The following is a 14,201-nucleotide window of genomic DNA, read 5'->3' as shown; positions in this document are numbered from 1 at the left end:
CCCAATCAGCCGCGTTGCGCGTGACGATGACATCGCCAACTGCGATTCCCGGCCCCAGCACCAGCTTATCGCCCAGGTGGCGGGAGTACTGGGTGGAGCTGCTGTACTCGTAGATCGTGTCGTTGCCGTCACCCAGGTTGTAGACGTAGGTATCGGCGTGCCAGCTGCCTTCCAGATAGTCGTCGCCGGCGCCGCCGGTCAGACTGTCGGCGCCCAACCAGCCGTAGAGGCTGTCGTTCCCCTCGGCCCCATTGATGGTGTCGTTCTCATGGATGCCGAAGATGTAGTCGTCACCGGCTGTCATCGCCTGGGCATAACCGATATGGGCGAGTTGAGACTGGGTCCAGACCGTACCGTCGGCAAAGACGATCTCTTCCACACCGTAGCGGTTATCACCGAACTGCTCGTTGAGCAGGATCGATCCGGCCGCGCCCTGGAAGCTGATGGTCACATCCTCCCAATCAGCCGCGTTGCGCGTGACGATGATATCGCCCGGCGCAATCCCTGCCCCCAGCACCAGCTTGTCACCGAGATGGCGGGAGTACTGGGTGGAGCTGCTGTACTCGTAGATCGTGTCGTCGCCATCGCCCAGATTGTAGACGTAGGTATCGCCGTCCCACCAACCCTCCATGTAGTCGTTGCCGGCGCCGCCGATGAGAACATCGAAACCGGTGGAGGACTTGATTGTATCGTTCCCCGCTCCACCAGCCATGACGTCATGGGCGCCGTCACCCACAAGGCTGTCGTCGCCAGCGGTGCCGCCAAGTGTCTGCGCCAGCACCTCCGCATAGGAAAGCGTCGTGCCATCGAACCACTCGATCCCTGCCAGCTGGCCACGGTGATAGTAATCCTCGACAAAAACCTGACCGCCACCCGCGAGCGACACCAAGAGATCATCACCGCTTTGGATCAGTGAGACATCCGCAACGGCGATTCCTTCACCAAATCGCAGTACATCGAGATCATAAGTCCCGCGGCCTTCGGTGTTCTGGAGCAGATCGGCACCATCGCCGTTGTTATAGAGGTAGACATCGTTGCCCCCGGCGCCGGAAAGCGTGTCATCACCCAAGCCACCGACGATCAGTTCGTCAGCCACAGTGCCGGCGAGGTCGTCATCGCCGGCCGTGCCCAGAACCAGCGCGACTCCCCCGCTGGGGAGAACGTTGATTTGCATGTTCTGGCTGACCGACTCCCCCGCCAAGTCGGTGGCCTGTATCGTGACTGCGACAAATCCGACATCAGAGTCCCCGGGCATCCCCGTGAAGGTCGAACCGTCGAACTGGAGCCAAGCCGGCAGGGGTGAGCCATCGACAAGGGTTGCGGTCAAGGTCAGCTGATCGCCGACGTCCACATCGGCGAAAGCTGTACCGGGTATTGCAGCAGCGAGGGAACCACCTACCTCGACCTCAGCTATCGACAGGCTGTCTCCAAGCGTCGGAGCGTCATTGGTGTTCGCTACCGTCAATGTAAACTGCGTGGTTACACTCTGGCCGAAGTCATCGGTCGCCGTCACCTCAATCTCCAGGGCCCCAACATCGCCATTTTCCGGCGTACCTGCGAAAGCCGTACCATCGAACAGCAACCAGGCAGGCAAGGCCATGCCGGATACCAGCTGCGCCGTATAGGTCAATGTGTTACGAAGGTTGGCGTCGGAGAAGGTATTCGCCGCGATCACCAGATTGAGAAGCGAATCTTCGTCGACGACGGTGTCGGCTATTCCCTGATCGACTACGGGAGCAACGTTAGTCAATTCGTCGTAGATATCCAGCGTGCTACGGCTGGAGCCATCGACGAAGTGGAGGCTGTCAATACCAGCCTCGTCACCGGCAAACTGTTGCTGGAGCGTGATTACAGCGCCGTCCGACAGGGAGACCAGCAATTCGCTCTGGTCGGGGCTGAGATGATAGCTTACGTTCCCTTGTAGAATTCCCGCACCAAAAACCAGGCGGTCGCCTGTGCTGTCACCCGCGACTTCCGTGATCAGGTCGTTTCCATCTCCGATATCATAGAGGAAATCGTCACTACCGGCGCCACCCAGCAGAGAGTCATCACCACCGCGCCCCGCCAGAGTATCGTCGCCGAGATAACCGTCCAGACGGTTACCCGTAGCATCACCGTAGAGCATGTTGTCGCCGGTAGAACCGAGAACGTTTTCGATCTCAACCAAGAGCTCCACGGCCCCGCCAGAGGTTGTCAGTGTATCGCTATCCAGGTCTGCGACGAAGTCACTAGCCGACTCACGATAATCCGCAGTATCGATACCGGCGCCACCCACAAAGCTGTCGACACCGCCACCACCGTTGAAGGTATCGTTGCCATCGCCGCCCACCAGAGAGTCGTCACCGTTACCGCCTGCCAGGTAGTTCGCGCCGTCGTTGCCGAGCAGAGTATCGTTACCCGAGCCGGCGATCACATTTTCGATGGAAAGGAAGTTCTCGATACCATTGACGTCCCCGGTCGCAAGATCGATCAGCAGGGCGCCTGAGCTGGTGCTGTAGTCGATGGTGTCGTTGCCGGCCCCGCCATCGAAGCTGTCGACGCCGGCGTCGCCACGCAGCACGTCATCGCCGTCACCGCCAATGAGCTGATCATCGCCATTGCCGCCAAAGATGACGTCGTTTCCGGCACCGCCCTCCACGGTATCATTGCCGTCGCTGCCGGCCAGCACGTCGTCGCCGGCGCCGCCAGCAATCAGGTCGTTGCCCCAGCCCGCATTGATCGTGTCGTTGCCGGCCCCGCCGGTAATGACGTCCGCCGTGTTGAAGCCGTCAATCACGTCATCACCGGCAGTCGGCGCTTGTGCCAGCAACGCCACCCGCAGGTCCGCCCTGGTCCAGACCGTGCCGTCATCAAAGAGGATCTGGTCGATGCCCTGGTTGTAGTATTCGTCGAGATTGTTCACCAGCAGGATCGAGCCGCCGTCACCCGCCCCGGGCGCCGACTCGGCAATCACCAGCGTGACGTTGTTGCCATCGCGCAGCAGCGACACCGCCGCCGGATCAATGTCCTGAAGGACAAGCTTGTCCTCGGTACCGCCGGGCGAGCTGTTGGAGTACCTGTTGTCACCTTCGGTGATCGAATCATTGCCATCGCCGCGCGTATAGAAATAGGTGTCGTTGTTGTTACCGCCGGCCAGCACGTCGTCGCCGGCACCACCGGTAATCAGGTCGTTGCCCCAGCCCGCATTGATCGTGTCGTTGCCGGCCCCGCCGGTGATGACGTCCGCCGTGTTGAAGCCGTCAATCACATCGTCGCCGGCAGTCGGCGCTTGCGCCAGCAACGCCAGCCGCAGATCAGCCCTGGTCCAGACCGTGCCGTCATCAAAGAGGATCTGGTCGATGCCCTGGCTGTAGTATTCGTCGAGATTGTTCACCAGCAGGATCGAGCCGCCGTCACCCGCCCCGGGCGCCGACTCGGCAATCACCAGCGTGACGTTGTTGCCATCGCGCAGCAGCGACACCGCCGCCGGATCAATGTCCTGAAGGACAAGCTTGTCCTCGGTACCGCCGGGCGAGCTGTTGGAGTACCTGTTGTCACCTTCGGTGATCGAATCATTGCCATCGCCGCGCGTATAGAAATAGGTGTCGTTGTTGTTACCGCCGGCCAGCACGTCGTCGCCGGCACCACCGGTAATCTGGTCGTTGCCCCAGCCCGCATTGATCGTGTCGTTGCCGGCCGCGCTGTCGATCGTATCGCCAGTCGAGAATCCGTAGACGGCATCATCGCCGTCCGTGATCGTTTGATCGAGGTATTGTTGTTTTAGATCGTCTTTCGTCCAAACTGTTCCGTCGGCAAAACGCAGTTCCTCGACACCACGGTGATCACCTAAAAACTGCTGCTGTAGAACGAGCTCATCCCCAGCGCCAGAAAATCTAAGGACTACATCGTTATTGCCCGGTCCATCGCGGTACACCTCTATGTCAGAAGGTAATATCCCCGGCCCAAACTCAATAACATCGTTACCCGAAAAGTTAGCGTCATTGATCCAATCGCGACCGTCGCCAGAGTTATAGATATAGGTGTCGCTACCGCCCCGTCCCTCAAGGTAGTCGTCCCCAAGTCCGCCATCGAGCGTGTCGTTACTCGAATATCCGAATAAATCATCATCGCCAGCAGTGGACGTCAGGAGCCATTGTTGTATATCTGCGATCGTCCAGATACTTCCATCGGCGAAACGAACCTCTTCAACGCCATAACTCCCGGCATCGAACTGACCGATAAACGTCACCTTGTCGGAGGTGCCGGCAATCACGAAGACCAAGTCGTTCGCATCGGTGTTAGAGCGATAGAACTCGACATCGGCGGGGGCAATACCAGCCCCGAACTGAAGACTATCCGTGCCGGTTCCCGTCTCTTTGATGACGACTTCTCCTGAGCCGATTCCAAAGTTGTAGGTATCGTCCCCGGAACCACCGACGATTACAGTAACATCATCAATGCCAATGGAAACGGAGCCATCACGCAGAGCACCAGGCGTAAAGACGTAACCCGCGTCGGCGAAAACCTGTTCCAGCTGAGCATCAAACGCGCCAACACTGAAACCAGCTTCCCGGCCAACAATATCAATAGTGGAAATCAATAAATCCCAATGCCGGGCAGCTTCTAGTGGATCCGTGGGCGCGGTTCCGCCTAAAGCTGTTATGGCCGATAGAATAACGCTTTCGCCATTCACCCCCTCTTCGAGAAAGAAGCGATCATTGTAAGGATCAAAGCTAACGCCTTGAAAAGCGCCTTCCAGCGGCCCTTGGATCAGCACGCGTGCCGCTAACTCACCATAGAGTTGGTCCCAGATAGACTCTAGCGCCGCCCCAGCGTTGGGACGCGGATTCGGGTTACCGAACTGGCTAAAGCCCGTACCAAAAAAAGCCTCCATAAACGCCAGATGCTGAGCATCGACATAGTACCCCCGGCTGCCTGACTCCACATTGTCGACAGCTGCCCAGCGGTACAGTATTGTTTCAATTTCACCTCGGAGATCCACACCGGCAAAAACATCCAGACTGCTAAAACTCTCAACCTGGTCGAGTAGGGTCTCGTCCATGCTCATCGCAAACAAAAGAGGCGGCAATTCGCCATAACCCTTCAAGCTGGGCAAAAGGACGGCCCTTGGATCGATATCGACATCACTGGCCCTAAAAACCGTGTTCATCTGGTCGTTAGCAAACCACACGTCGACAAGCGCATCCGTACTGCCATCTGACCAAGTAAACGTGCTGACATCACTAATCAGGTTGCCGTTGATCATTTCGCCCGATGGCGTCGAGTTGAGATCCAGCGATATGATCCCGAGTTCCGCTAGTGACTTGAGCTCATCTTCAGACGCAAAACCGTCCTGATCGAGATCTTGCCATACAAGCAGGTCAGAAAACTGCGCGTCGTTCGCATCGATTATACCGTTTCCATCAGTGTCAAACGCAGCCAACTCCGAAAACCCATTGGCCACATCGTTGCCGAAGACTTCGTTGATATCATCTATCTGACCGTTGCCGTTCGCATCCCAAGCCAAAATCCCGTCGTCGCCCGATATCCAACCGGTCAGCTCCGCGAAGCCATCGGCATCAAGATCGAAATAGGCTGAAGTTTCGCCAAGGGCCGTCACCTCTATTCCATCGCCATCGAGGTCCAAAGCCAGTGGCGAAATAAGTTTGCCCGCGCCATCGAACAAGTCGCGAAGCCCATCGTATAACGCCTCACCTGCCGCAGCCGCGGCGTATGCGGCCGCTGCGGTTGCGGCCGCGGCTAAGAGACCGGCGGCCAGTGGGGCCATACCAGCACCAGCCGCAGCTGCCAGTGCAGCAGCGGCTACTGCCGACAGCGGCACGGCTGTTCCTACGGCAATGGCAGTGAGTGCTCCAGCCGCGAACTTCGCTGCTGATTCGTAGGTTGGTTCTTGCGCCACAGCGGCCATCCCGCCAAACGCCGCGCCAAGGCTTCCTGCCATTAAGCCAGCTGCTTTCGCCTTAGAACTGCTACTGGATTGCAGAGAATCAGCGAGTGCGCCGAACATTGCCTCAAAAACTGTTAGGGGAACGGTGGTTCCGGGGCCGGCGCCTTGACTTTGGTTCACCTGGGACTCACTCATGAACGTTCTCCTCTTCGCAGCGTTTATCCGGATACTGCCGTCACAAAGTCGGCGTCTTTGATAGATACCTCTTGATCTGTCTCCCTATTAAGAGAATCAGAAAAAGCAGGATAAAAGATAAGAAAACAGCAGGTTGATACAGGTCCCTGTTTCTTTCATGAACCATGTTTTTTAGAAAACTCGGCTCATCAAAACTGAAGAAACCCCAAAATGTCCAAATAAATACCAGTACAGTTGTAAACGCGAAGAACCTCAAACCCAGTGCCGCGCTCTCAGCATGTTTGCTATCAGTCTGATGTTCTCGGTCATGCTGGATGCTCCAACTAACGTATTTGCGCCGATCCTGATCGCTAAGCAGCCTGACGCGCACAACGGCCACAACGATCATCAGCGCGCTGAAAATGAGGAAACCACCCCAAGAAAAACTGTAGGCAGCAACGACCAGATCCGCTCGGTCCTGGTCCCCACGGGCTTCCAGAACTTCAGCTGGTCGGTAGATTACGGGTATGACTTGGCGAAGGGGCGCGAACACCTCGACAACGCTACAAACAGAGCCTCTATCATCCAGCAGATATCGGCTCTTACATGATTGGATAACGAAGACGTTTGAGATGAAAAAGACGAGAACGATCATCAGCATTACGTTCGATAAGGTATGCGTGAATATCTGAGGTTTTTTCTCATCCGTTGGGAGATGCGTCATGTTTGGCCACCATTCAGAACTGTGCTAATCGAAGCTGACGATGTAACACAAAGTCCTGTAACTTCCGTAGCGCTCACCGTCGACAAGACGGTGCGGATCACAGTACCTCTCCCGTTACCGGGGTCTCGTAGTTCCCTTCATCTTGCTTGTCATCATGCGAACCATCGGCGGAATTGGGCTTAGCGAGCCTCGGCAAGACGCCTCTCCTGACGCTCACGTCATGGTCCGCGAAGAGCTTCATCTTCACCTTGTCCGCAAGGGCGTGTGCCTGCAACGGCGGCGCAATGACGTCAATGATCCAAACACGGTCGCCTGATTTCCAGTCCTGGGGCCTCAGGCGGAAGTCGGGTTGCTGCAGTTGCTGCTCGACTTCTTCGCTGACCAGGGCCCAGGAGACGAAGCCGGCGGCGGTGCCGTTGCGCTGCACCAGACGGTATTGCTGAAGGCGGAGTGGCGGAATAACCCGCCATTCCAGATCGCTCAGCAGCAGGTGACGGTGCTGGGGCGACTGCATCATGGTGGAGATCACTTGCCCGAAAACCTGGGAGGCCTGTGCGAAAGTCGCCCGCAGCAACTGGTCTGGCGAGCGCTTCTGCCCTGCATCTTTCGTCTCCTGAGGCGCCTTTCTGTTTGTCGCGGCTGCCGCTACTTCTGCCGTCGCTGCAGCTTTCCGCGCCGCCGAGCCTCGCTCTTTCGCCATATCCCTGCCTACTCCTTACAAGTCCGCTGCCGTTTCACGCCGCACCGCCTGCCTTGCGCGCCACGTCCCCCGCCACCAAACCGGTCTCGGAGGCGCAAACACCCGCTCCAACGGGCCTCGCCCAGCGCGGCAAGGCCAAAGAAAACCTGAAGTTGCCACCCTTCGATGGGTCGATGCATCGCCGATGAACGGCTGCCAAGACTTCATCCTATCCTCCAGCATTGAGACCACAAGGGATCTGAGCCGGTACGGCTGCCTTTATCTATATGATAAATATCAATATATTGTGGTATTGAGAAATGTGACGCGAGGGTTTTCGGTGATGCCGCGGCAACACCGAGAACAGGAGAAGTTGTTATCTTGCCTGCTGACCGCATCCGCGACCCCATTCGGCACAGCTTGTGTATTCCCCACCCAATCAATCGAAGGTAGCACAACTTTTCGTATAATGCGATTCAAAAACCAACGCGGGAGATGAGTAACAGCATCCAAGGACAACCGGGCCTTCAGCGGTGCACGAAGTCACAGCCGGCGGCGAAGACCGACACCGTCGCGGCGAAACCCGCGCCGTTTGAGCCTGCCTGATCGAAGTGTGTTAGCCGCCTTCCATGCCACCCTAGAGCAGATTCACCTGGTCGGATGGAATCGCCGGAGGCGATCCATCGACCGGGTGAATCTGCTCTAACTGTTTGATAGCGATCGCCACGCAACCGCGATACCCCGAACCGCGGCAAGCTCCATCGACCGCATAGCCGTGGCTCAAGCGTGAAGCGGCCCAGAACAATGCTTATGCATGGACTATTCCAAGGGCGGCCGACCGGCGCCGCCCGAGATCGCAGCGCACCAAGTCGCGTTTTATTCTTCCGTCCGGCACGCGATCCGATACAGCTTACACGTTGTTTTTTTGAGTTTTCCCTGGCGTGCCATGGAAGGCGAAGATGAGTACTGGGCAGTGCTAGTGCCGCTAGAGCGTCATAGCAGGCAGCGTCCGATCACATAGGCTGGGACCTCATCGCCAACGAGAACCACGCCCCTTAACCTGCTTTGGGATGGGCACAGCATCCGCTTTTTGCGAAGGCTCGCTACGCAAGTAATTTGGGTGCTGACCGGCACCAGATATCTTCTGATTTGATCTGATATGATGCGGTTTAGGCGATATTATCTGATTTGATGGTGTGGACGGCCTCCTCGATCGGCGTCTAGGCGCAATAATGGAGCTGTCATCGACTTCATTAGAAGGAGGCCATCCACCATGACGATTGCCACGATCGGGTTTGATCTGGCAAAGAACGTCTTTCAGGTACATGCCGTTGACAGCGACGGGGCGGTTGTTGTTCGCAAACAATTGGGCCGCAACAAGGTTCTGCCGTTTTCGTTGAGCTTCCGCCGTGCCTGATTGGCATGGAAGCCTGCGGCTCCGCCCACCATTGGGCGCGCGAGTTGAAGCTTTTGGGTCGTGAGGTGCGCATGATGCCGCCGCACTATGTCAAACCCTATGTCAAACGCGGCAAGAACGATGCGGCCGATGCGGAGGCGATTTGCGAGGCGGTGGGTCGCCCCTCAATGCGCCTTGTCCCGGTCAAGGGCACGGAACAGCAAAGCGTCTTGATGCGGCACCGGACCCGAAGCCTGTTGGTCCGCCAATGCACCATGCTGGCCAACGCCCTTTCCGCCACCATCACCGACGCTTCTCAGTTCAAGTCAGGCCGGCAACTCGCCGCCTGGCTGGGCTTGGTTCCGCGGCAGAACTCCAGCGGCGGCAAGGAAAGGCTCGGTAGGATCTCAAAGCAGGGAGATCGATGTCTGCGGCAACTGCTGGTCATCGGCGCCACATCGATGCTTGGGGTGGTCAACAAGAACCGCACAGCGAACGATGCCTGGGCGATATCTCTGCTCGCCAAGAAGCCACCACGCCTGGTGACCGTTGCCCTGGCCAACAAGAGGGCCCGTATCGCCTGGGCCGTCATGGCCCGGCAGGAGTCATACAAGGACAGGCCGGCTCGGGCCTAGAGACCGAGCGCCAGGGCTGATTGCAAGGCCGGACACATGACAGCACCGATCCCACAATGCGTGCCAAAAAAGAACAACCCTTGCAATACAAGGGCCGTCCACACATGGCTGCGGGGGCAGGATTAATTCAAGACCCTACAATAGAGCTCCAAGTCTAAACGTGGCTAGCTTGCCGATACCGCTTCTCCAACGACACGCACACGGGCGCGAATTGCCTGTCCGGGCAAATAGCTCAGCGGCAGGTCTTCCACTTCGATGATCTGAATGGTGTCTTTATCGGCTCCAGCATCAATCGCGTTCTCGATGGCGCTTTCTTTCGCTTTCAAAATCGCTTCTTCGCGGCTTATGCCCCTGTAAATGCGATCGGTTTCGCCTGAAACCTGGGCAATCGCTGCCCCTACTGCATTGGCGACAGCCTCGTGTTCGACATGCACGACCTCGCTGATGCCGGGCATCGTTTCGGGGATCAGCATGGCGCCGCCGCCAACCGCAAGAAGAGGGACAGATGACGCGTCGGTTTTCATGCGGTCGACAGCTTCTGCGAGGCGGGCATGGATGGTCGCAAGAGCCTTGCTGACCAGCGGCTTGTCCAAAGTCTTGACCAGCGATTTGTCGCCGACATCGAGCAGGCCTGCGGCGACGGCGATGTCTGTGCAGGTCAGTGTGGTCCCGCCGAACACAATAGCTTCGTGCCCGAGCCTGTAACCGACACTTTCCGGGCCGATTGTCTCAGCACTATCGGTAACAATCGTACCCCCGCCAATCGCAATCGAGAGTAGGTCGGGCATTCGGAAAAGTGTGCGAACGCCGCCGACCTCGACAACATTATTTGCCTCACGCGGAAACCCGTTAATGAGGCACCCAACATCTGCTGTCGTTCCGCCGACGTCGCAGACCATGGCGTCCTTACGTCCCGTCAAAAGTGCCGCGCCACGCATCGAATTGGTCGGACCGGAGGCGAAGGAGAACACCGGGAAGTCGCGAGCCAATTCGGCACGCGCCACAGTTCCATCATTCTGGGTGATGAAGAGTGCCGCATCCAGACCACTGCCAGACACCGCATCGCTGAAAGCATGTGTAATTTCCGACGCAAGCCCGATCAGCGCGGCATTCATCAACGCCACATTCTCGCGCTCCAACAGACCTATCCGACCCAATGAAGAGGAAAGAGTTACATGCGCATCCGGGTGTTCATTCCTTACGATCTCGGCGGCGCGGGTTTCGCATTCCGATGTCAGGGGAGAGAAAGTGGCACTGATGGCCACCGCATTCACACCGTCACGACGGATCGCGCGCGCCGCTTCCGCCACCTCTTGCTCATCCATCGGGACAAGTGCGCGACCATCATACTCATGTCCACCATGAACCAGGTAGGTCCCGCCATTGACCTCCTCGGCGAGGTCAGCCGGCCAATCGCAAAAGGGAATGAGACTAGCGGAGGCTGGAAGGCTTACTCGAACGGCGGCCGCGCGACCGAGATTCCTCCGCTCGACAACCGCATTGGTGTAGTGGGTCGTGCCGATCATGACCGCTTCCACACCCTCGGCCGCGTCGCCCGCATTGGCGATTACTTTCGCCAATGCCGTTTTGACGCCGCTCGTGATGTCTGCGGTCGTAAATGTTTTCGTTGTGGCAATGACAATCTCGCCGTCAATTAAAACCGCGTCGGTATTCGTACCGCCAACGTCGATTCCAACACGCTTCACGACTGCGCCTCTTCAAAGACGGAGGAGAATTCGATGTCGAAGCCAAAAGCGCCTGGACCGACAGCCTTCAGCCCATCAGGAGACAGGAAGACCGGCGGCGCAGGCAAGGCCAGAACGGTCACACGCTGGCCAAACCGGATGACATCGGTGCCGATACCTTCACCGGAAACCGTGTCGAGCGCGCAGATCAGGTCAGGTGTCATGACAATCGGTTGGCCGTCCTTGAAGGCGACCGAAAACTCATTCTGAAAATGCAGTACCATTGTGGAGCCAACATCCTCTTCAAGACCTTCGATGACCGCTTGACCGCGTAAGAATCCTTCCGTCGCGCGGCGCTCCACATCCACTACTTTTCCGGCAAACAATCGCTTGCCATGCGCTGCACCAAGAACGGCCTCGATAGGATCGGTATGATTTTTGCGGGCCTCCAACACGGTCTCACCAAGTCTGATCGCCTTCGAGGTCGTATAGAGAACTCCGTGTTTCTTTACCTCTTCACCTGTTCGCGGTGCTTTGCAAGTGGCCGCAACCGAACCGATTTCGGTGCATGCCTTGCGGCTGATCCGTTCCATCCATGTCCAGGATTCGGCGCGTGGTATGATGACTTCGTTGTCGCGAATATCAGCCATGGCGAAGGGGAAACATTTCAGATTGGCCACCGCGACAGACGTCATCTGCGCCTCAGGATAGGCGCGTCCCATTGTGTCGGCATCAACGACCGGCAAGCCGGTCAAGGCTGCAATCAGCATGGGTTGCAACCCGTTGCCCCCACCAATCTCCAGCGCCATGACCGCATCGAATTTTCGCCCAAGGTAGTTTTCCATCATGCGAACGGGACGGGCCGAGAATTCCGGGTCGGAAAGGCGTTCCTGACCGACGATGGGGGCACCCATGTTGGACACGACGGCAATGCAGGCATCATCGGCCAGCGACATGGGATCGATCAATGTAACCGTATGCCCTTTGGCATAGAGCTGCCGCATGTTCAGCAGCTTATGGTAGGGGTCGCCGCCGCCACCGGTCCCCAATATCCACGCGCCGATGGCGAGTGCTTCCATGTCGTCGGCAGTCAGAACCCGATGTGTCTGATTTGGTGTCCGCAGTGCCAGACCGGCCATCTGCATGCCTCCCTATCCTTGAGGATATACCGTCTTGTGAATGGCACCAGACATGTTGAACAGCCGGTTTGGCAAATAACGATGCTTCATACACCTTATAATCCGCACCTATGGGCGATGCAAAGCAGCGGGCCATAAGCACAGTCAATGTGCATCATTGACAATGATTAGTTTTCAACCCTGCCAATCGCTGTTCTGATCAAGATTCCAGAGTGGCGTGCTCAGCCGCCATGGCGGGACCTTCGTGGATACATCAGGAGTGGCAAAGATGACAATAACAAGAAGAATTGCAAACACGTTGATCGCCGGGGCAGTGATCCTCTCGGCCGGCCTAGTTGTCTTGCCGCACCAGCGGGCAATGGCGGCCGAGCAGGTCGATGGTCAGCTCTACATGGTCATTGGCGGGCGTCAGGAGGTCAGCAATCTCGACCCAGCGCAAAAATACGACCTTGCCATACGCATGATGAACCAGGCGCTCTATGATGCGCTTGTGAAATACGAAGGCGACCCGGCAGAGATAAAGCCCTGGCTGGCCGAAAACTGGACGACATCAGACGATGGCCTGACCTGGACATTCAATCTCGCCAAGAACGCCAGGTTTCATGATGGCAGCCCTGTGAATGCTGAAGCCGTCGTCTATTCTTATGAGCGCACGATGGCGATCAATGAGGGTCCGGCGTGGATGCTTGATGGTTTTGTATCGCCGGGCAATGTGAAAGCGGTTGACGAATATACCGTCGAATTCAAGCTCGAAAAACCTTATGCGGCGTTCCTGTCCTTCCTCCCATGGTGGTACATCGTCAATCCCGCCGTCGTCGAGGCAAACGCCAAAGACGGAGACATGGGCAAAGGATATCTGCTCAGCAATGCGGCCGGCTCCGGTCCCTACAAGTTGAAAAGTTTCGAGCCCGGCACAGCCTACATTCTTGAACGCAACACCGACTACTGGAAGGGCTTTCCCTACGAAAATGACCGTATGGGTGGCGTGATATATCGGCTCATACGCGAATCCTCGGCACAGCGTGCCGCCCTGATAAAGGGCGAAGCCGATATTGTGACAGGCCTGTCGCCGGAAGACTGGTCAGTCATCCGATCGAATGAAGATATCTCGGTAACGACAATCCCCTCGCTCACTTCGTTCGGCTTGAAAATGAATACGGCACAGGGCATTACGTCTGACGTCAACATTCGCAAGGCGCTGGCGCATGCCTTTGACTACGACGCCTTTATCAAGATCATGAATGGTGAAGCCAAGCTGCAGTCCAGCCCGTTTACGGATTCGGTTCTGGGCCATGTCGAAGTCTCGGATATGCCGCGTCGCGACATCGCCAAGGCTAAGGAATACCTGGCGAAAACCGAACATCCCGATGGCGGCTTCGAGATCGAATTTGTGTATGTCGAAGGCTTCGGCATTCAGCGCCAGATGGGCCTGTCCATGGTCGATTCCTTCCAGGATATCAACGTATCGGTCAAGATGGTGCCCTTGACATGGCCGAACATGGTTGCACGTGGTTCCAGTCCTGAAACCTCCCCGAACCTGATGGCCATCTTCACCACGCCTGTGTCCACCGACCCGGACGCCGTCGCCATCCAGTATCATCCAACGTCGCATGGCAAGTATTACGGGACGCACTTCCTGAACGATCCGGAACTGAACGCCATGATCGAGGCTGGCCGGGCGGAGACCGATTGGGAAAAGCGCAAGCCCATCTACGCCGCGATTCAGCAAAAGATCACCGATCTGCAACCTGAGATTTTCGGTATGATGCGGAACCGTGGAACCACGAAACGAACCTGGGTCAAAGGCTATGCAGATAGCCCGATCCGGATGGAAGGTGAGATCGACTTTTACCGCGTACATCTTCAGCCGTAACATACTGGT

At 57.2% G+C, this 14,201-nt stretch carries 6 protein-coding genes and 1 pseudogene; 2 read left to right on the top strand and 5 right to left on the bottom strand.

The genetic code is table 11. From position 1 onward, the window contains the following. The 3 genes from HBA54_RS29540 to HBA54_RS26035 form a co-directional block, all read right to left on the bottom strand. On the bottom strand, window positions 1–6,082 hold a 6,082-nt coding region (locus tag HBA54_RS29540; RefSeq protein ID WP_277345435.1), incomplete at its 3' end, for an SPM autocatalytic domain-containing protein. 40 nt (window positions 6,083–6,122) lie between these two features. Continuing rightward, a complete protein-coding gene (locus HBA54_RS26040) occupies window positions 6,123–6,785 on the bottom strand; it encodes a hypothetical protein (protein WP_167230732.1) in 663 nt (220 codons plus the stop codon). A 97-nt stretch (window positions 6,786–6,882) separates the two neighbouring features. Next, entirely contained in the window at window positions 6,883–7,485 is a 603-nt protein-coding gene (locus tag HBA54_RS26035) for a toxin-activating lysine-acyltransferase (RefSeq protein ID WP_167230729.1), read from the bottom strand. 1,252 nt (window positions 7,486–8,737) lie between these two features. Here HBA54_RS26035 and HBA54_RS26030 point away from each other — a divergent pair. Beyond that, a pseudogene (locus HBA54_RS26030) lies at window positions 8,738–9,495 on the top strand (IS110 family transposase). 164 nt (window positions 9,496–9,659) lie between these two features. Here HBA54_RS26030 and HBA54_RS26025 read toward each other — a convergent pair. Continuing rightward, entirely contained in the window at window positions 9,660–11,201 is a 1,542-nt protein-coding gene (locus HBA54_RS26025) for a hydantoinase/oxoprolinase N-terminal domain-containing protein (RefSeq protein WP_167230726.1), read from the bottom strand. After that, a complete protein-coding gene (locus HBA54_RS26020) occupies window positions 11,198–12,319 on the bottom strand; it encodes an S-methyl thiohydantoin desulfurase family protein (protein ID WP_167230723.1) in 1,122 nt (373 codons plus the stop codon). Before HBA54_RS26020 ends, HBA54_RS26025 begins: the two co-directional genes overlap by 4 nt. Before the next feature lie 268 nt (window positions 12,320–12,587). Between HBA54_RS26020 and HBA54_RS26015 the strand changes: the two genes are divergently transcribed. After that, window positions 12,588–14,192 (top strand): ABC transporter substrate-binding protein, encoded by a 1,605-nt coding sequence (locus HBA54_RS26015; RefSeq protein WP_167230720.1) that lies wholly within the window; start codon window positions 12,588–12,590, stop codon window positions 14,190–14,192. Window positions 14,193–14,201 lie beyond the last annotated feature (9 nt).

The organism is Pelagibius litoralis (assembly GCF_011683915.1).
In the GTDB taxonomy this organism is placed as follows: Bacteria; Pseudomonadota; Alphaproteobacteria; order Kiloniellales; family Kiloniellaceae; genus Pelagibius; species Pelagibius litoralis.
The sequence above is the reverse complement of the archived record's forward strand: the minus strand, read 5'-3'. Positions and strand labels throughout refer to the sequence as shown.